Source organism: Streptomyces sparsogenes (assembly GCF_001704635.1).
GTDB lineage: Bacteria > Actinomycetota > Actinomycetes > Streptomycetales > Streptomycetaceae > Streptomyces > Streptomyces sparsogenes.
Window position 1 is genome coordinate 1 of record NZ_MAXF01000050.1, and the last position, 18,367, is coordinate 18,367.

Below are 18,367 nucleotides of genomic sequence, written 5' to 3' on the forward strand. Positions count from 1 at the left end.
TGCCGCACTCCGAGCAGACCATGACCGGCCTCTACCCGGACAACCGCCGGGTCCGCCCCACCGGCCGCATGATCTTCTACCACCTCGGCGAACTCACCCTGCGGATCGGCAACGTCACCGACCCGCCGTCCGTCCAGATCACCCGCGGCGTCCAACTCCACCTCCTCGACCTCCTCGACACCGACATCACACAGACCCGCTGGCCACAGACCTAAACCGGTGACCCGCGAAGTCCGGGGCTAGTCCACGGGCCGCACGACGTCCGCGACCACGCAGCTGACGTTGTCCGGGCCGCCCGCGCGGTTGGCGAGGGCGACGAGCTCGCGCACCGCCCCCTCCGGGTCGGGGGCCGAGCCGACCACCCGCCGTACGTCCTCGGTCGGCACCACGGCGGACAGCCCGTCGGAGCAGAGCAGATAGCGGTCCCCGGGCCGGGCGTCGTGCAGGCGGATGTCGGCGGTGGCCGCGTCCCGTCCTCCGGTCAGGGCCCGCAGCAGCAGCGAGCGCTGCGGGTGGGAGGTGGCCTCCTCCGGGCTGAGGCGCCCCTCGTCGACCATCGACTGCACGACGGTGTGGTCGTGGGTGATCTGGAAAAGCTCTCCGTCCCGCAGCAGATAGGCGCGGGAGTCGCCGATGTGCACCAGGGCCAGCCGGGACCCGGTCCACAGCATCGCGGTGAGCGTCGTGCCCACCTCGTGCGGCGCGGGGCCGGATCCGGCGATGTCGCGCACGGCCCGGCCCGCCTGCTCGACGGCTTCCTCCAGCGCGTTGAGGAGCTCGCCCGCCGGGACGACGCCCGTCCCCACGCCCTCGGCGTCCACGCGGCGGAGCTCGCGCACGGCGGCCGCGCCGGCCGGGGCCCCGGCCGCGCCGAAGCCGTCGGCGACGGCGAGCAGACGGGGTCCCGCGTAGGCGGTGTCCTGGTTGCTCTCGCGGACCAGGCCGGTGTCGGAGAGCGCGGCGTAACGGATTTCCAGCGGCTCGGCGGCCTGCTCGACTGTCGGGGACATGAGGGGGTCCTTCCACGTCAGATGGTCGATGAGGAAGGCGGCCAGGTCCCGCCGGGCGGCGGTCTCGGCCTCGACCCGGGCCCAGAAGGCCCGCACCTCCCGCGCCGCCGCGGCCGCGTCCCGCTCCCCGAGGTCGCAGACCTCGCGGATGCGGGCCAGCGGCATGCCCAGGCGGCGCAACCAGGCCACCAGCCGCGCCCGTTCGAGCTGCCCGGGCGCGTAGAGCCGGTAGCCCGTCACCGGGTCGACGCGGGCCGGGGCCAGCAGGCCCAGCTCGTCGTACAGCCGCAGCGCCTTCGGCGACAGCCGGGACGCCTTCGCGAACGCCCCGATGGTCAGCAGGCTCATGCGCGCCCCTCCTCACCCCGGGCACCACGCCCGGCCCCTCGATGCTGTGACCTGCCCCAAGGTGAAGGTCAAGCCGGCGGCCCCGCCGAGATGCGGCAGGGTGGTTGTCACATTCGCGGGCCCAGCGGTGTCTTCACGTCGGCGGTCTTCACATCGACGGGCCACGTACAAGGAGGACACCATGGCCAAGGAGAACACCATGGCGCGAGGCGTTCCACAGGCGGCGCTCCCCACCGGGACGAGCGTGGGCGCGGCATGAGCGAGGACCCGTTCGTCACCCATCGCAGCCTGCTTTTCACGGTCGCCTACGAGATGCTCGGGTCGGCGGCCGACGCGGAGGACGTGCTGCAGGAGTCCTGGCTGCGCTGGGCCGGCGTCGACCACGCGCAGGTGCGTGAGCCGCGGGCGTACCTCATCCGCGTCGTCACCCGGCAAGCCCTCAACCGCCTGCGCACGCTGTCGCGCAGCCGCGAGGACTACGTGGGCGAATGGCTGCCGGAGCCGCTCCTGACCAGCCCCGATGTCGCCGAGGACGTGGAACTGGCGGAGAGCGTCTCGATCGCGATGCTGACCGTGCTGGAGACCCTCGGGCCGGCGGAGCGGGCGGTGTTCGTGCTCCGCGAGGTCTTCGACATGCCGTACGGCGAGATCGCCGAGGCCATCGGGAAGTCCGCGGCCGCGGTACGGCAGATAGCCCGGCGGGCGCGCGAGCACGTGGCGGCCCGGCGGCCGCGGACGCGGGTGAGCCGGTCGGAGCAGGAGGCCGTGCTGGAGCGGTTCCTGGCGGCGCTGCGCACCGGGCGGCTGCAGGAGCTGATGGAGATCATGGCGCCGGACGTGGTCATGATCGCCGATGGTGGCGGGCTCGTGACCGCCGCGCTGACACCCCTCCACGGCGCCGAGCTGGTGGCGCCGATCCTCGCCCGCGCGAACCGGGTGGTGAACGCGCTGGAGACGGCGACCGTATGGCTCAACGGCGAGCCCGCGGGCCGGATCGAGTTCGACGGCGAGCCGGCCGCGGTGAGCCTGGTGGTGGAGGACGGCAGGGTCACCCGGATCTACGTGGTGCGCAACCCCCGGAAGCTGACGCGCCTGGACGCCCCGGCCGACCTCGCCCGGTGAGCAGAGGCCGATCCCGCCCGGTGAGCGGTGACCCACCGCGCCCGGTGAGCGTTGCCCGATCGCGTCCGGTGAGGGGAGGCCGACCACGCCCGCTGAGCGCTGACCCAGCGCGCCCGGTGAGCACTGACCGGTCCCCCCGCTCGGCCGATCCCCCTCCGCCCCTCCGGTCGGCCGATCCACGCCCCCGCCGGCCTCAGCTCTCGCGCCCGGCGGCCCGGCGCTGCTCGGCGCGCTGCCCGGCGCGGTGGACGAGCGCGTCGACGATGCGCTGCCAGGCCGGTGATGCCTCGGAGATCCGGGCGGAGACCAGCTTCAGGTACCCCGCCCGGTCGCCGTCCCGTTCGTGCTTGGTCTCCCATGCGTCCAGGTCGTCGATGAGCCGGTCCAGGCGCGGATCGTTCGGATCCCAGTCGAATGACTGATCGCAGGCGAGATACAGGCGGACCGTCTCGGGGTCGTCCAAGCCGGCGTTCTTGTCCCGTATCCGCTGCGGCACGACCTGCGGGTCGAGTGCCTGCATCAGGATCCACGAGTCGCGTTCGAGCCGTACTCTCCGCTCGCTGACCCCGAGGCCACGCATCCGGTCCAGGATGGCGACCACCTCGGGGGGCAGGACGAGCCTCTCGCCACCGGCCAGTTCGGCGATCCTGCGGCGGTATTCGGCGAGCTGGTCGATCTTGCGCCGCAACTCGGCGTCGATGTCGGTGATGGCCGCGGCGAACTGGGCCGGCTGTGCGTGCAGCAGCGCGTCGATACGGGCCAGCGGCACCCCGGCGTCGGCGAGGGTTCTGATCCGGATGAGGTCCACCGCCGCCTGCGCGCCGTAGCGGCGGTAGCCGGAGGCATCGCGCTCCGGCTCGGGCAACAGGCCGACGTGGTGGTAGTGGCGAACGGTGCGCACGGTCACCCCGGCGGCCGCCGCGAGCTGGCCGATCGTGAGCACCGTCCCCCTCGGGTCTTCGTACGACGTGGTCGTGCCGAGTCTAGGCGCGGGTCTGGGCGCGGGTCTGGGCGCGGGCCGCACGGTCGACGACGTCGCGGATCGCCTGGACCACGGCATCGGGGCGGTCGAAGCACAGCCGGTGGTGGGCGGTGTCGGAGAGGATGCGCTGTTCCCCGTGCGAGACCCCGCTCACCAGGGCCGCGTCCAGTTTCGTCCTGCCCTCGTGCATCCGCCGCAACGTCTCCTCCGGCGTCAGCGCCTTCTGGCCAGGGTCGGTGCCCACCACGGTGAGAGCGACCACCGGCACGTCGGGGATGTCCGGACCCGCCCGCAGTTCGGTGGCGAGGTCGGCCAATGTGCCGCGCTCGGCGATGCCGACGTGCATCCACTGGTCACTCGTCTTGGCCTCGAGCAGCGCCTGCCGCAGGTCCTCGGGATAGTCCGCGAGCAGGTCGGCGAACATCTCCCGCAGGGCCGGACGCAGCTGTTCCAGCTGCTCCCGGCCGGGCGCCATCCGCTCGACCGCGTCCAGACCGGCCTCAGGCGGCATGAAGTCGTCCCAGTCGCGGTGGAAGGCGTCCAGCCAGACCAGCCCGGCCACCTCACCCGGGTGGAGCTGCGCGAACCGGTGGGCGTAGAAGCCGCCGAGGGAGTGCGCCACCAGAACGTACGGGCCGGGGATGCTCTGGGCGGTCAGCAGCTCGCGCAGTTCCGTGGCGACCGCGCCGGCGGTGCGCGGCAGCGGGACCGGGTCGCTGTAGCCCGTGCCGCCACGGTCGTACACCACGGCGGTGGTGAACCGGGAAACCTCCTGCTGCACCCCGAAGTAGTCCAGGCCGACCGCGCTCGCGCCCGGCAGGAACACCACCGCCGGCCCGCCGCTGCCCGACCGGTGCACGAAGACGCGGCGGCCGTCGATCTCCTGGAAACCTCCGACCGGCGGCGCGATCCGATCGGGGGACGTGGTCTCGTTCGTCATGCGACAAGGCTCCAACCCTGACGCAAGGTCAAGGTCAACCTCTTCCCTTGGCGACCTCTCGCACCCGGTCGCACCGCCGTCCCGTCCCGCCCCACCCCGTCGCACCGCGCCGCACCGCGTGGTGCCATGCCCGGCAGAGATAGCACCACCCATGGCCCCGCATGGCTCCCCATGGTGCCATTCATGTGCCATGATGGCGCCATGGGCAAGGCGCCCCCGGCCTCACAGGTCGAGGGGCGCCCGGTTTCGCGGTGCGAGCGATCAGCAGTACGAGCGATCAAAGGGATCGGATGATGGAGACAGTGCAGAGCCGACAGCAGGCAGCCCCCGGCGCACCCGGCGCCTTCGCCGCCTTCGCCCGCTTCGTACTCTGCGGCGGCGGAGTGGGGCTCGCCTCCAGCTTCGCCGTGGCAGCCCTCGCCTCCTGGATCCCCTGGGCCCTGTCCAACGCCCTGATCACCGCGGCCTCCACGCTCCTCGCCACCGAGCTGCACGCCCGCTTCACCTTCGGCGCGGGCGGGCGCGCGACCCTGCGCCAGCACGCGCAGTCGGCCGGATCCGCAACGGCCGCGTACGCGGTGACCTGCGCGGCGATGCTCGTCCTGCATCAGCTGGTCGTGACGCCCGGCCCGATACTCGAGCAGGTCGTCTACCTGTCCGCCTCCGCGCTCACCGGCGTCGCGCGCTACGCGGTGCTGCGGCTCGTCGTCTTCTCCCGGAAGCACTCGAAGCCCGCGACCCCCGCCCGCACCGCCCACCCCGCACCCGCGCCCGCGCCCCGCCCCGTACCCGCGGCCCTGACCCGCGCGGCGGCCCCGGCCGGCCCCGCCGCGCTCTGCCGCGCCGCCTGACCGCCCCGCCACACGGCCACGGCCACGGCATGACCGCGACACGACTGCAAGCGAATGCTTGCAATAGTTAGCACTGGTGCGGCAGCATGGGGACATGGCATCGCTGAACGTCGGCAACCTCGGTGAGTTCCTGCGTGAGCAGAGACGCAGCGCGCAGCTCTCGCTGCGCCAGCTCGCCGATGCCGCCGGGGTGTCCAATCCATATCTGAGCCAGATCGAGCGCGGGCTGCGCAAGCCGAGCGCCGAGATCCTGCAGCAGCTCGCGAAGGCGCTGCGGATATCCGCGGAGACCCTCTATGTGCAGGCCGGAATTCTCGACGAGCGGGACCGGGACGAGACGGAGACGCGCAGTGTGATACTCGCCGACCCGTCGATCAACGAGCGGCAGAAGCAGGTGCTGCTGCAGATCTACGAGTCCTTCCGCAAGGAGAACGCACCCGGCCCCGCCGCGGGCCCCACCCCCGCCGGCAGCGCCGACGACGACACCGAACCCTCGAACTGATCCGGGAGGACCAGCACCATGGCCATCACCGACGATGTGCGTAAGACGCTCACCGACCCGACCCCCCTGTACTTCCTGGCGGGCACGGCCGACCTGACCGCCCAGAAGCTCAAGGAGGTGCCGTCGCTGGTCGAGAAGATCGTCGCCGAGGCCCCCGAGCGCTTCGCGGCCGTACGGAACACCGACCCCAAGGCCGTCCAGGACCGCGTCACCCAGCAGGCCAAGGAGGCCCAGGAGAAGCTCACCGAGCTGCTGGGCACGCTCGACACCGACCTGAAGAAGCTCCGCGACACCGCCCAGGAGCTGGCGCTCCAGGGCGTGGGCCGCGCCGCCGAGCTGGCCGTCAAGGCGCGCGAGCGGTACGACGAGGTGGCCGAGCACGGCCAGGAGGTCGTGAAGACCTGGCGCGGCGAGGCGGCCGACGAGATGGTCGAGGTGGCCAGCGCCATCGAGCCCAAGGACGGGTCGGTCCCGGTCGCGGGCGGCGAGTCGTCCAACGGGTCGAAGCCCGTGGTCAAGCCGGCGCCCACCGCCAAGAAGACCCCGCCCCGCAAGCCGGCCCCCGCCCCCGCCCCCACCGCCAAGAAGGCCCCGCCGAAGCCCCAGGGCTGAAAAGCGAGGCTGAGAACCAGGGCCGGGAACCAGGGCCGGGAACGCCCTGCGTGCCCGGCCCTGTCAGCGGGTACGGTGGCGGAGGAACGCTTCTCTCTCCATATCTTCCAGGTGGTCTAGGCGGTGGACGGCGTGCTGGTACAAGGGTTTAACCAGGTGCTCTACTGGGTCTCCTGGGGGCTGCTCCTCTTCAGCCTGTTCGCCTTCATCGACGCCGCGATCCGCCGTGAGGACGCCTATCGGGCCGCGGACAAGCAGAGCAAGCCGTTCTGGCTGGTCATCCTGGGAATCGCCGCCGCGGTGAACTTCTTCATGGGGATCCTGGACTTCCTGCCGATCATCGGGCTGATCGCGACCATCGTGTACATCGTCGATGTGCGGCCCGCGCTCCGGCAGATCTCCGGCGGCCGCAACTGGCCGCGTGGCCGTGGCTCCAGCTCCGACGGCCCGTACGGGCCCTTCAACGGGCGCTAGGCCGCCAGGCCGCCAGGAAACCGAAGGCCCCCGGCGGGGGTGGCCGGCCGGGACGACGGGCTCAGCCGCGGTCCAGCAGCAGCACGGCCAGGTCGTCCGTCAGCTCCCCGCCGTTGAGCGCCCGCACCTCGGTGACGGTGTTGTCCAGCAGCTCCTCGCCGCGCAGCCCCGCCGCCAGCCCGCGGGCCACGATCTCGACCATCCCCTCCTGGCCCAGCCGCTGCACGCCCTTGCCGACGCGCCCCTCGATGAGCCCGTCGGTGTACATCATCAGGCTCCACGAGCCGCCGAGCTCGATCTCGCGGCGCGGCCAGCGGGCGCCCGGCAGCAGGCCGAGCGCCGGGCCGTTGTCATCGGCGGGCAGCAGCCGGGGCGCCAGCCCCGGGCGCAGCGCCAGGGGCGCGGGGTGGCCGGCCAGGCACACCCCGGCCCGCCGCCCGTCCGGCGCGATGTCGACGGTGCACAGGGTGGCGAAGATCTCGTCGTCGGCGCGCTCGTTCTCCAGGACCTGCTGGAGGGTTCCGAGCAGCTGGTCGCCGCAGAGCCCGGCGAAGGTCAGGGCGCGCCAGGCGATGCGCAGCTCGACGCCGAGGGCCGCCTCGTCGGGGCCGTGCCCGCAGACGTCGCCGATCATCGCGTGCACGGTGCCGTCCGGGGTGCGGACGGTGTCGTAGAAGTCGCCGCCGAGCAGGGCACGGCTGCGGCCGGGCCGGTAGCGGGCGGCGAAGCGCAGACCGGAGCCCTGCAGCAGCGGGGTGGGCAGCAGCCCGCGCTCCAGCCGGGCGTTCTCCTGGGCGCGCAGCCGGGACTCGGTCAGCTGGCGCTGGGCGAGGTCGGAGCGCTTGCGCTCGACGGCGTAGCGGATGGCGCGGCTGAGCAGCCGTCCGTCCAGCTCGTCGCGGAAGAGGAAGTCCTGGGCGCCGACCCGTACGGCCTCGGCGGCGCGCTCCCCGTCCTCCACGGCGGTCAGTACGAGGACCGCGTGGGTCGGCGCGAGCCGCAGCACCGCGCGCAGGACGTCGAGCTCGTCCTCGGCCTTCTTGTCCGGGCCGGGCAGGGCCAGGTCGAGCAGGATGCACTGGACGTCGTCGGTGAGCAGCCGCTCCGCCTCGGTGAGGTTGCGGGCCGTGCGGATGCGGACCCGGTTGCCCTCGGCGTCCAGCAGTTCGGGAACGGTGAAGGAGCCGGCCGGGTCTTCCCCGATCACCAGCAGGGTGAGCCCGTTGTCGGGCGGCGCGGTGGGGCGGGCCTCGGTGGCCTCCACCTCCAGCTGCCCGGTCGCGGGTAGGGACATCGCTCGATTCCTTCTCTCCCCCCGAAAGTGCGGCGCTCCATCGACCTGACGCGGCGCCGGACACCGAGAGGCGACCATAGCGCTAGGGCGGGTCCCAGCGGAATGACCTTCGGACAGCCACTTTTGTCATATGCCAAGCAGGAGGCGGGAGTTGAGCGGGCGAGGCCGGGCGGCGGATGACGAACATCACCCCGACATGCGGACAAATGCCCCCAGCCTCCGCGACGGGGCGTACCCCATTCTCCGCAGGGCACACCCCGGCCTCCCTGCCGGGGCGTACCCCCGCCTCCGCGGGACGTACCTCAGCCTCCGCGGGGCGTACCCTCGCCCCAGCGCCGGGGCGTACCCCCAACTCCGTGCCGGGGCGTACCCCATCCTCCGCCATGGCCTCTCGCGACCTCCCTCACCCTCCCTGGGGGCGTACGACGCCCAGGATCGGCATGGAGCCCGCCCCGGCGACCGTGACCTGCCGCCCCGGGCGCGGCGCGTGGATGATCGCGCCGTTCCCCACGTACATCCCCACATGGCTCGCGTCCTTGAAATAGATGATCAGGTCCCCCGGCCGCATCCGCTCGACGCCCACCTTCGGCAGCAGCCGCCACTGCTCCTGCGAGGTGCGCGGGATCGAGCGGCCGCCCGCGGCCCACGCCCGCTGCGTCAGCCCCGAGCAGTCGTAGGTGTCCGGGCCCTCCGCGCCCCACACGTAGTCCTTGCCGAGCTGGGCCGTCGCGAACTCCACCGCCCGCCGCCCCTGCGTCGTGCCCTTGCCGCCGATCTTCCGCAGTATCCCGGAGTTGAGCCAGGTCGTCTGGGCCCGGCGCTGCTGCTCCTCCTCCAGCTGCCGCAGCCGCTCCCGCTCCTCGGCCCGCAGCCGCGACTCCAGCTCCCTGGCCCGGCGGAGCTTCGCCCGGATCTCCTTCCGTGCCGCGGCCTTCTTGGCGCGGCTGGAGTCGAGCCGCTCCCACTCCCGGGAGGCCGCCTTCGCATAGCGGTCCAGCGTGGCCTGGGTCTTCTCCAGCTGGTTCATCAGCCCGACGGTCGCCTGCTGGCCCTTGCGCGCCAGCGTCACGTCGTCGAGGAAGCCCTCCGGGTCGTCGCCGAGGAGCAGCTGCGCCTCTGGCGGGATTCCGCCGCTGCGGTACTGGGCCCGGGCGACCGCCCCGGCCCGCTCCCTCAGGTCCGTCATCCGGTTCTGGGCCTTCACCACGGCCTGCGCGATCTTCACGATCCGCTTCTCCTGGCGTACCTGTTTCTCCCGCGCCAGGTTGTACGCGTCGGTGGCCGCCTCGGCCTTCCGGTAGAGGCTCTCCACCTTCCGGTGCACCTCGTACAGGCCGCCACCGCCCGCGGCGGCCGCGTCCCGGGCCCCCTCCGCCCCGGGCGCCGGGTCGGTGGGCGCGGCCTGCGCCCGCCCCGGCACCGCCGACATCCCCACGGCGCAGACGAACGCGGTGACCGCCGCGAGCCCCGTGCCTCCTCCCCTGCCGTCCCGCCTCACCTTCCGCTTCCTCATCACCTGCGGAACCACCTGCGGACCTCCACGAGCCGTCGCGTAACCCGCGCGCCAGAGCTGACTTACCGGTACGTAGGGACGGATAGTGACATGCCGTACCGCAATCCGACAGAGTCACGCGCCGTTCACCCCCGTCTCACCGCAGCTCTCCCCAGCGCGCGCCCCCCTCCGCGCCGCCGCTCATCCGGAATCGAGGCCTCAGCTGGGCCACCACCCTGACGGCCGAGGTTCACCCTCCGTTCACTCACCCCCATCGGCTGCTTCACCTGATCTGCCTAATTTCGGCCCTACGGAGTGCTCGCCGCGCCCATGGTGTGACCGGCGCGCATCTGAGCAGAACAAGCAACGCTCATCATCTACCTCTTCGTGCGCCGTCCCCACCGGCGGCTCCTGGAAGGAAAACCCGAAAGTGAAGCTTCAGCGCAACAACCGGCTTCGCGCCATCGCCGCCGGTGCCCTCGCCCTCTCCGGCGCCCTGGTGCTCACCGCCTGCGGTTCCGACGACAACAGCGGCTCCTCGGGCGGCAACGGCACCAAGGCCGCCGGCGACATCAAGTGCGAGGGCAAGGGCCAGCTGCTGGCATCCGGGTCGTCCGCCCAGAAGAACGCCATGGACCTGTGGGTCAAGAACTACGGCGGCGCCTGCAAGGACGTGAAGATCAACTACAAGGCCACCGGCTCCGGCGCTGGCATCCAGGAGTGGCTGCAGGGCAAAACCGCCTTCGCGGGCTCCGACTCGGCGCTCAAGCCGGAGGAGGTCGCCAGCTCCAAGAAGATGTGCAAGGGCGGCGGCCAGGGCATCAACCTGCCGATGGTCGGCGGCCCGATCGCGGTCGGCTTCAACGTCCCCGGCGTGGACAAGCTGACCCTCGACGCCAAGACCCTCGCCCTGATCTTCGACTCGAAGATCAAGAAGTGGAACGACGAGGCGATCAAGAAGCTCAACAAGGGCGTCAGCCTGCCGGACCTCAAGATCCAGGCGTTCCACCGCTCGGACGACTCCGGCACCACCGACAACTTCACCAAGTACCTCAAGGCCGCCGCCCCCTCGGCGTGGCCGCACGAGCCGGGCAAGGCCTGGGCGGGCAGCGGCGGCCAGGCCGCGGACGGCTCCTCCGGCGTCTCCTCGCAGGTGAAGCAGGTCTCCGGCGCGATCTCCTACTTCGAGCTGTCCTACGCGACCGCCAGCAGCATCAAGACCGTCGACCTGGACACCGGCGCCTCCGCCCCGGTCCAGGCCACCGTCGACAACGCCTCCAAGGCCATCGCCGAGGCCAAGATCAAGGGCACCGGCAAGGACCTCGCCCTGGACCTGGCGTACGACACCAAGGCAGAAGGCGCCTACCCGATTACGCTGGTGACGTACGAGATCGCCTGTGACAAGGGCAACAAGTCCGACACCCTCGCCGCCACCAAGTCGTTCCTGACCTACGTCGCGAGCGAGGACGGCCAGGCCTCCCTGAAGGACCTGGGCTACGCCCCGCTGCCGACCGAGATTGCCACGAAGGTCCGCGAGAGCGTCGCGAGCCTCTCCTGACCTGAGTGCGGCCGGCTCCCACCCCATGGAGCCGGCCGCACCGTCCGGTGCACCGCCGCAAGGAGCCGTACCCCACCGGCTCCGCAGACCGGAGAACCCATGAAAACGGATATAGAACCCACATCTTCCACGGCACCGCCCCAGGACAGGGCCCGCGGCACCGGCCGCCTCGGGGACAAGATCTTCCTCGGCCTCTCCCGGGGCTCCGGCATCCTGCTGCTGGCGATCATGGCCGCCATCGCGGTCTTCCTCACCATCCGCGCCATCTCCGCCATCTCCGAAGACCACGGGAACTTCCTGACCACCTTCGAGTGGAACACCACCTCCCGGCCGATGGTCTTCGGCATCGCCGTGCTCGCCTACGGCACCATCGTCAGCTCGATCATCGCGATGCTGATCGCGGTCCCGATCGCGGTCGGCATCGCGCTGTTCATCTCGCACTACGCGCCGCGCCGGCTGGCCACCCCGGTCGCCTACGTCATCGACCTGCTCGCGGCGGTCCCCAGCATCGTCTACGGCCTGTGGGGGGCGCTCTTCCTCGTCCCGCACCTGACCGGGCTGTACCAGTGGCTCGACGACTACCTGGGCTGGACCAAGCTGTTCGAGTACAACGACGGCGCCCCGCGCTCGCTGTTCACCATCGGCATCCTGCTGGCGATCATGATCATCCCGATCGTCACCAGCGTCAGCCGCGAGGTCTTCCGCCAGGTCCCCCAGATGCACGAGGAGGCCGCGCTCGCGCTGGGCGCGACCCGCTGGGAGGTCGTCCGGATGTCGGTCCTCCCCTTCGGGCGCTCCGGCATCATCAGCGCCTCCATGCTGGGTCTGGGCCGCGCGCTGGGCGAGACGATGGCCGTGGCCACCGTGCTGTCCCCGAGCTACGACATCGTCCCCAGCCTGCTGGACCCGGGCGGCGGCACCTTCGCCCAGAACATCGCCGCCCACTTCAAGGAGGCCGACGGCCCCGCGCGTGACGCGCTGATCGCCTCCGGTCTGGTGCTCTTCGTCATCACCCTGCTGGTGAACGGCGCCGCGCGGCTGATCATCGCCCGCCGCAAGGAGTACTCGGGAGCCGCGGCGTGAACGACGCACGCGCGGCCGCCGGGCCGCAGACGACCGCGAAAGCCGCGCCTCTTCGCCGCGCGGGCGGAGAAGTGAACGAAAGGGGCGGCTGTGAGTAACGCAGTGATCGACAAGACGGAGCTGGCCGGGGACGCGCCGCGTCCGGCCCTGCGGCAGCCCCGGCTGCCGAAGTGGGCCCCGATCGGCCTGGCGCTGATCTCGGCCGGCCTGGGCTGCGGCATCGGCGTCGCCGGCGACCTGAGCAGCAAGGTGCAGTGGGGCCTGATCGCCGCGGCGCTGTTCGTCCTGATCTCCTTCGCCCTGACCGCCAAGGTCGAGGGCTCCCGGCAGGCCAAGGACCGGCTGGCCACCAGCCTGATCTGGGTCTGCTTCCTGCTCGCGGTGATCCCGCTGGTCTCGCTGATCTGGGAGACCATCGACCGGGGCAGCAAGGTCCTCGACGGCTACTTCCTCGGCCACTCCATGGAGGGCGTGCAGACGATCCTCCCCGGCGGCGGCGCGTACCACGCGATCATCGGCACGCTGGAGCAGGTCGGCATCGCCACCGCCATCGCGGCCCCGATCGGCCTGCTGACCGCCATCTACCTGGTGGAATACGGGCGCGGTCGGCTCGCCAAGGCCGTGACCTTCTTCGTGGACGTCATGACCGGCGTCCCCTCGATCGTCGCCGGTCTGTTCATCCTCACCTTCTGGATCATCATCCTGGACTTCGACTACTCCGGCTTCGCGGGCGCGATGGCCCTGGCCATCCTGATGATGCCGATCGTCGTCCGCTCGACGGAGGAGATGCTCAAGCTCGTCCCGAACGAGCTGCGCGAGGCGTCCCTCGCGCTGGGCGTGCCCAAGTGGCGCACCATCCTCAAGGTGGTGCTGCCCACCGCGATCGGCGGCATCATCACGGGCGTGATGCTCGCGGTCGCCCGTATCGCCGGTGAGTCGGCCCCGATCGTGCTGCTGGTGTTCGGCGCCCAGGGGATCAACAACAACCCCTTCGAGGGCGCCCAGTCGTCGCTGCCGTACTACGTCTACGAGCAGTGGCAACTCGGCAACGACGCCTCGTTCAACCGGGCCTGGGCGGCGGCGCTGGTCCTGATCGCCTTCGTCATGATCCTCAACCTGCTCGCCCGCGGCATCGCCCGCTGGAAGGCCCCGAAGACCGGCCGCTGAGGCCACGCCACGAAGAAGAGAAGTGATTCACATGGCCAAGCGCATCGACGTCAGCGGCCTCACCGCCTACTACGGCACCCACAAGGCCATCGAGGACATCTCGATGACCGTCGAACCCCGCTCGGTGACGGCCTTCATCGGCCCGTCCGGCTGCGGCAAGTCCACCTTCCTGCGCACCCTGAACCGGATGCACGAGGTCACCCCCGGCGGCCGGGTCGAGGGCAAGGTGATGCTGGACGACGAGAACCTGTACGGGGCGGGCGTCGACCCGGTGTCCGTGCGGCGTACGGTCGGCATGGTCTTCCAGCGCCCGAACCCCTTCCCCACGATGTCGATCTTCGAGAACGTCGCGGCGGGGCTGAAGCTGAACGGCTCGTACAAGAAGAGCGAGCTGGAGGGCATCGTCGAGAAGTCCCTCAAGGGCGCCAACCTGTGGAACGAGGTCAAGGACCGGCTGAACAAGCCGGGCGCGGGCCTCTCCGGCGGCCAGCAGCAGCGGCTGTGCATCGCGCGCGCCATCGCCGTGGAGCCGGACGTGCTGCTGATGGACGAGCCCTGCTCGGCCCTCGACCCGATCTCCACGCTCGCCATCGAGGACCTGATCGGTGAGCTGAAGGAGCGCTTCACGATCGTCATCGTGACGCACAACATGCAGCAGGCGGCGCGTGTCTCGGACCGCACGGCCTTCTTCAACCTGGCCGGCGTCGGCCAGCCCGGCAAGCTCATCGAGATCGACGAGACCGAGCGGATCTTCTCCAACCCGTCCGTCCAGGCGACCGAGGACTACATCTCGGGCCGCTTCGGCTGACGCACCGCCTCCCGCGCCGCGCGCGCCGGCACTCGCCCGGTGCGCCGCCGCGGGGGAGGAAACGTCCTGTGGTGCTGCATGGCGGTGCCACCACAGGACGAAGGGCCCGCCCCCCGATCACCCAGGGGGCGGGCCCGCCGCGTTGTCGGTGGAAGGGCTTCGCACGGTGACCTGGCCGAAAGCCGATCCGGGCGTCAGCCGAAGGCTTCGTACGGCGGCCGAGCGGTCAGCCGGAGGCTTCGTACGGCGGCCTGGCCGAAAGCCGATCCGGGCGTCAGCCGAAGGCTTCGTACGGCGGCCGAGCGGTCAGCCGGAGGCTTCGTACGGCGGCCTGGCCGAAAGCCGATCCGGGCGTCAGCCGAAGGCTTCGTACGGTGGCCTGGCCGTCAGCCGAAGGCCAGGTCGACGATCCAGTAGCTGAGCGCGGCGACACCGGCCGCCGCCGGCATGGTGATGAACCAGCCGAGGATGATGTTCTTCGCCACGCCCCAGCGCACCGCGTTCACGCGCTTGGTCGCGCCGACGCCCATGATGGCCGAGGTGATGACATGGGTGGTGGAGATCGGCGCCTGGTACATGAACGACGCGGTGTACATGACGGAGGCCGCCGTCGTCTCCGCCGCGAACCCCTGCGGCGGGTCCAGCTCGATGATCCGGCGGCCCAGCGTGCGCATGATGCGCCAGCCGCCCGCGTAGGTGCCGAGCGAGAGCATCGCGGCGCAGGCGATCTTCACCCACACCGGAATCGCGTCGCCCTCGTCCTCCACACCGGCGATGACCAGGGCCATCACCACGACGCCCATGGTCTTCTGGGCGTCCTGCAGACCGTGGCCCAGCGCCATGGCCGCCGCGGAGACGGTCTGGGCTATGCGGAAGCCACGCTTGGCCTTGTGCGGGTTGGCCTTCCGGAACATCCACAGGATGGCCACCATGACGAAGTAGCCCAGCACCAGGCCCACGATGGGCGACAGGAACATCGGGATGACGACCTTCTCCACCACCCCGCTCCAGTGGACGGTGCTGGAGCCGGCGAGGGCCGCGCCCACCAGGCCGCCGAACAGGGCGTGCGAGGAGGACGACGGAAGACCGAAGTACCACGTCACCATGTTCCAGGTGATCGCGCCCACCAGCGCGGCGAACAAGATCATCATGCCTTGTTTGCCGGTGGGGGTGGCGATCAGGCCCTCGCTGACGGTCTTGGCGACCCCGCTGCCCAGGAAGGCGCCCGCGAGGTTCATCACCGCGGCCATGGCCAGCGCCGCCCGTGGGGTCAGCGCCCGGGTCGAGACGGAGGTGGCGATGGCGTTCGCCGAGTCGTGGAAGCCGTTGGTGTACGTGAAGAAGAGCGCGACCGCTACGGTCACGACAAGCGCGAAGGTGTCCATGCCGAGGCTCAGGACTCCTTGACGGCGATCGTCTCGACCGTGTTGGCCACGTGCTCGAAGGCGTCGGCCGCCTCCTCCAGCACATCCACGATCTGCTTGAGCTTGAGCACCTCGATCGCGTCGTACTTCCCGTTGAACAGGTGCGCCAGAAGCTTGCGGTGGATCTGGTCCGCCTGGTTCTCGAGGCGGTTCACCTCGATCCAGTACTCCGTGAGGTTCGTCATGGTGCGCAGATTCGGCATCGCCTCGGCGGTCAGCTCCGCGGCCCGCGCCAGCACCTCGATCTGCTGCTCCACCCCCTTGGGCAGCTCCTCTATCTGGTAGAGGACGACCAGATCGACGGCCTCCTCCATGAAGTCCATGATGTCGTCGAGGGAGGAGGCGAGGGAGTAGATGTCCTCGCGGTCGAACGGCGTGATGAAGGAGGAGTTCAGCTGGTGGAAGATCGCGTGCGTCGCGTCGTCCCCGGCGTGCTCCGCGGCCCGCATGCGTTCGGAGATCTCGGTACGAGCGGAGGAGTCCGCCCCGAGCAGTTCCATCAGGAGTTTCGAGCCGGTAACGATGTTGTCCGCGGAGGCGGCGAACATGTCGTAGAAGCTCGTCTCCCTGGGGGTCAGACGAAAGCGCACTGGGGATCCTCGGAATGCATCGGGGTCTGTCTCGTTGATGCTAGGTGCATCATCCGGCCACGGTAACCGGCTTACCCAGTGTGACCCATAGGGCAGAGTGCTTATCACAGGGACCCGGCCCAACCAGGCAGACCCGGTATCATATACCCAGCGGGGGTATATGCGGACATAGTGAGCACCACGGGAGGACGCCATGACCACCACGGCAGCCGACAGCGCCGCCCCCGCCGGCGGCGAGGAGCGGAGCCAGGCGTCCGAGCCCGCGGCGGCGGCCGCCCCCGCCGAGCACACCGGCCACGGCTACGCCAAGCAGAAGGACCAGCACCTCAAGCGGCTGCGCCGCATCGAGGGCCAGATCCGGGGCCTGCAGCGCATGGTCGAGGAGGACGTCTACTGCATCGACATACTCACCCAGGTCTCGGCGAGCACCAAGGCGCTCCAGTCCTTCGCGCTCCAACTCCTGGAGGAGCACCTGCGCCACTGCGTGGCGGCGGCCGCCGTCAAGGGTGGCGAAGAGGTCGACGCCAAGGTCGCCGAGGCCACCGCCGCCATCGCCCGCCTGCTGCGGACCTGACGGCACCGGCGCTACGACCGGGATTCCTCTTCCGGTGACCGGGCGTCTCGCGACTGAGCTTCCGGTGACTGGCTGTCCCGCGACCGGGCTTCCTGCGGCCGGGCGTCCTGGTCCTTGGCCGGATCCGATCGGTCCGCCGCCACCTGGAGCACCTCGTCGATACGGTCCGGACTGAGCCTTTCCCCGTCCGCGCTCGACGCAGCGATCATCAACTCACCGTAGAGATCGATCTCGACGAGGGCCACGGGGTCCGGGCCCGACGAGCCGCGACGCGCAACCACGTGTTTCACCTCCTCCTGCGAGCATCTGCGAGCACTTCCGAGCAGCGGCTTCCCAGCGTAGGGATCGGTACACACTCCGCGCATGGCACGGATGGACCATTTCGCGGGGCCGAACGGCATATGGTGGCTAGGTCTGGGTGGATTCGACCCTTCCTGTGTAGATATCCGATGACTTGGGGAGCGTGATGGCGGCCGGGGCGCCGAAGTCGTACAGCTCGGTGGTGGAGGCCACCCCCAGCGTGCGTCGCGCCCCCTGAGGCCCGGGGGTGCTGCCCCGCCCCGAGCGACCGGCCCGGGTCCCGCTTCCCGTTCCGCTTTCGGCTCCGTTTCCCGTTCCGCTTCCCGTACTGCCGCTGTCCGTACCGCCGCTTCCCGTACCGCCGTGCTGACCGGACTGACCGGACTGACCGGACTGGCCGGACTGGCCGTGCTGGCCGGACTGGCCGCTCGCCTCGCTGGTCACCGTGAAGTGGTGCCGCACCTCGCGCAGCCGGCCCTGGCGGTCCAGATACGCGTCGAAGGGGACCGCGCGCTCCGTGAACCCTCGCGCGGCGGCGGTCAACGGGCCCCGCACGCCCGGCGACGCGGCCCGCGCGGCCCGCCCGATGTCCGTCGTGCCCCGGTAGTGCCACACCAGCGTCCCGTCCAGCCCCTCCTCGCCCACCAGGCTCACGCTCCGCGCGCCCCGCAGCAGTTCGGCGGCCGCCAGCGGATCGGTCGCCCCGCCGGTGACCAGATTCCCGTCCGGGATGCCTGCCGTGTCCACCCGCACCCACTTGTCGGGCGGAATGCCCGCGCCCCGGTTCCTCATGAACAGCGCGCCCGAGGCCAGCAGTTCGGTGATCGGCTCGTGCTCGGCGGTCCCCATCGCGTCCTTGGGCAGCACCAGCCGCAGCCGCCCCATCCGCCTCACGAAGTCATACGCGCCGGTGCCCCTGATCGACACCCGCGTGCCGCCCGTCGCCGTCTCCATCGTCGTACGGACCCGCGAACTCCCCGACCGCACCAGCACATCGGCGGCCCGGTGCAGCGCCGCGACCGCGGCGGCCCGCGACTCCTCGCCCGGGCGCTCGTCGGCGGCCGTCTCGGAGGAACAGCCGGTCACGGTCGCGGTCACCATCAGCCCGGCCAGCAGCCCGCCCGCCACAGCGGCCGCCGTGCGCCTTGCCCGGGCACCGCCCGTACGCCGCTGGATCTCCATCGACCGCCGACCCCCTGGCCACGCTCGTCCACGCCTTGGTACTTGTTCGTTTAA

The 18,367-nt window shown here is 71.0% G+C and carries 20 protein-coding genes; 11 read left to right on the forward strand and 9 right to left on the reverse strand.

The features are described from left to right. Window positions 1-215 (forward strand): hypothetical protein (locus BBH68_RS11070; protein WP_245737999.1); only part of this gene is annotated, 215 nt, incomplete at its 5' end. A 24-nt stretch (window positions 216-239) separates the two neighbouring features. Here BBH68_RS11070 and BBH68_RS11075 read toward each other — a convergent pair. Further along, window positions 240-1,358, reverse strand: coding sequence for a MerR family transcriptional regulator (locus BBH68_RS11075; protein WP_065961232.1), 1,119 nt, complete (start codon window positions 1,356-1,358; stop codon window positions 240-242). 255 nt (window positions 1,359-1,613) lie between these two features. Between BBH68_RS11075 and BBH68_RS11080 the strand changes: the two genes are divergently transcribed. Beyond that, complete coding sequence (locus BBH68_RS11080) at window positions 1,614-2,480, forward strand: RNA polymerase sigma-70 factor (RefSeq protein ID WP_065961233.1); 867 nt, start codon at window positions 1,614-1,616, stop codon at window positions 2,478-2,480. 193 nt (window positions 2,481-2,673) lie between these two features. On the opposite strand, the gene BBH68_RS11085 is transcribed toward BBH68_RS11080, so the two are convergent. After that, window positions 2,674-3,423, reverse strand: a complete 750-nt coding sequence (locus tag BBH68_RS11085; protein WP_065961236.1) for a MerR family transcriptional regulator — start codon at window positions 3,421-3,423, stop codon at window positions 2,674-2,676. A 40-nt stretch (window positions 3,424-3,463) separates the two neighbouring features. Then, window positions 3,464-4,402 (reverse strand): alpha/beta fold hydrolase, encoded by a 939-nt coding sequence (locus BBH68_RS11090; protein WP_065961237.1) that lies wholly within the window; start codon window positions 4,400-4,402, stop codon window positions 3,464-3,466. 293 nt (window positions 4,403-4,695) lie between these two features. Between BBH68_RS11090 and BBH68_RS11095 the strand changes: the two genes are divergently transcribed. The 4 genes from BBH68_RS11095 (at window position 4,696) to BBH68_RS11110 (ending at window position 6,841) form a co-directional block, all read left to right on the forward strand. Next, window positions 4,696-5,253: a GtrA domain-containing protein gene (locus tag BBH68_RS11095; RefSeq protein ID WP_065961286.1), complete on the forward strand. Its 558-nt coding sequence runs from the start codon at window positions 4,696-4,698 to the stop codon at window positions 5,251-5,253. 94 nt (window positions 5,254-5,347) lie between these two features. Continuing rightward, window positions 5,348-5,755 (forward strand): helix-turn-helix domain-containing protein, encoded by a 408-nt coding sequence (locus BBH68_RS11100; RefSeq protein WP_065961238.1) that lies wholly within the window; start codon window positions 5,348-5,350, stop codon window positions 5,753-5,755. A gap of 18 nt (window positions 5,756-5,773) precedes the next feature. Then, window positions 5,774-6,367 (forward strand): hypothetical protein, encoded by a 594-nt coding sequence (locus BBH68_RS11105; RefSeq protein WP_065961239.1) that lies wholly within the window; start codon window positions 5,774-5,776, stop codon window positions 6,365-6,367. Window positions 6,368-6,499: 132 nt separating this feature from the next. Continuing rightward, window positions 6,500-6,841, forward strand: a complete 342-nt coding sequence (locus BBH68_RS11110) for a DUF2516 family protein (RefSeq protein WP_174589011.1) — start codon at window positions 6,500-6,502, stop codon at window positions 6,839-6,841. Between the two features lie 61 nt (window positions 6,842-6,902). Here the strand turns inward: BBH68_RS11110 and BBH68_RS11115 are convergent, their stop codons facing one another. Continuing rightward, window positions 6,903-8,135 (reverse strand): PP2C family protein-serine/threonine phosphatase, encoded by a 1,233-nt coding sequence (locus BBH68_RS11115; RefSeq protein WP_065961243.1) that lies wholly within the window; start codon window positions 8,133-8,135, stop codon window positions 6,903-6,905. A 403-nt stretch (window positions 8,136-8,538) separates the two neighbouring features. Then, window positions 8,539-9,633, reverse strand: coding sequence for a C40 family peptidase (locus BBH68_RS11120; protein ID WP_245738000.1), 1,095 nt, complete (start codon window positions 9,631-9,633; stop codon window positions 8,539-8,541). A 424-nt stretch (window positions 9,634-10,057) separates the two neighbouring features. Here BBH68_RS11120 and pstS point away from each other — a divergent pair, with 424 nt between their 5' ends. The 4 genes from pstS to pstB all read left to right on the forward strand — a co-directional run bounded on the left by pstS (window position 10,058) and on the right by pstB (window position 14,243). Next, complete coding sequence (pstS, locus tag BBH68_RS11125) at window positions 10,058-11,185, forward strand: phosphate ABC transporter substrate-binding protein PstS (RefSeq protein WP_065961244.1); 1,128 nt, start codon at window positions 10,058-10,060, stop codon at window positions 11,183-11,185. A 99-nt stretch (window positions 11,186-11,284) separates the two neighbouring features. Beyond that, window positions 11,285-12,268: a phosphate ABC transporter permease subunit PstC gene (gene pstC, locus BBH68_RS11130; protein WP_065961245.1), complete on the forward strand. Its 984-nt coding sequence runs from the start codon at window positions 11,285-11,287 to the stop codon at window positions 12,266-12,268. A gap of 90 nt (window positions 12,269-12,358) precedes the next feature. Then, on the forward strand, window positions 12,359-13,435 hold the full coding sequence (gene pstA / locus BBH68_RS11135; RefSeq protein WP_065961249.1) for a phosphate ABC transporter permease PstA: 1,077 nt from the start codon (window positions 12,359-12,361) through the stop codon (window positions 13,433-13,435). Window positions 13,436-13,466: 31 nt separating this feature from the next. Next, window positions 13,467-14,243, forward strand: coding sequence for a phosphate ABC transporter ATP-binding protein PstB (pstB, locus tag BBH68_RS11140; RefSeq protein WP_065961251.1), 777 nt, complete (start codon window positions 13,467-13,469; stop codon window positions 14,241-14,243). A gap of 386 nt (window positions 14,244-14,629) precedes the next feature. On the opposite strand, the gene BBH68_RS11145 is transcribed toward pstB, so the two are convergent. Continuing rightward, window positions 14,630-15,628 carry an inorganic phosphate transporter gene (locus BBH68_RS11145; protein ID WP_065961252.1) on the reverse strand — a complete coding sequence of 333 codons (999 nt, stop codon included), beginning with the start codon at window positions 15,626-15,628 and terminating at the stop codon, window positions 14,630-14,632. Window positions 15,629-15,636: 8 nt separating this feature from the next. Further along, entirely contained in the window at window positions 15,637-16,257 is a 621-nt protein-coding gene (locus BBH68_RS11150) for a DUF47 domain-containing protein (RefSeq protein ID WP_065961254.1), read from the reverse strand. A gap of 193 nt (window positions 16,258-16,450) precedes the next feature. Here BBH68_RS11150 and BBH68_RS11155 point away from each other — a divergent pair, with 193 nt between their 5' ends. After that, window positions 16,451-16,831, forward strand: coding sequence for a metal-sensitive transcriptional regulator (locus BBH68_RS11155; RefSeq protein WP_065961256.1), 381 nt, complete (start codon window positions 16,451-16,453; stop codon window positions 16,829-16,831). A gap of 11 nt (window positions 16,832-16,842) precedes the next feature. Here the strand turns inward: BBH68_RS11155 and BBH68_RS11160 are convergent, their stop codons facing one another. After that, a complete protein-coding gene (locus tag BBH68_RS11160; protein WP_065961262.1) occupies window positions 16,843-17,112 on the reverse strand; it encodes a hypothetical protein in 270 nt (89 codons plus the stop codon). Between the two features lie 127 nt (window positions 17,113-17,239). Beyond that, window positions 17,240-18,313: an SCO4651 family lipoprotein gene (locus BBH68_RS44475; protein ID WP_065961263.1), complete on the reverse strand. Its 1,074-nt coding sequence runs from the start codon at window positions 18,311-18,313 to the stop codon at window positions 17,240-17,242. Between the last annotated feature and the right edge of the window lie 54 nt (window positions 18,314-18,367).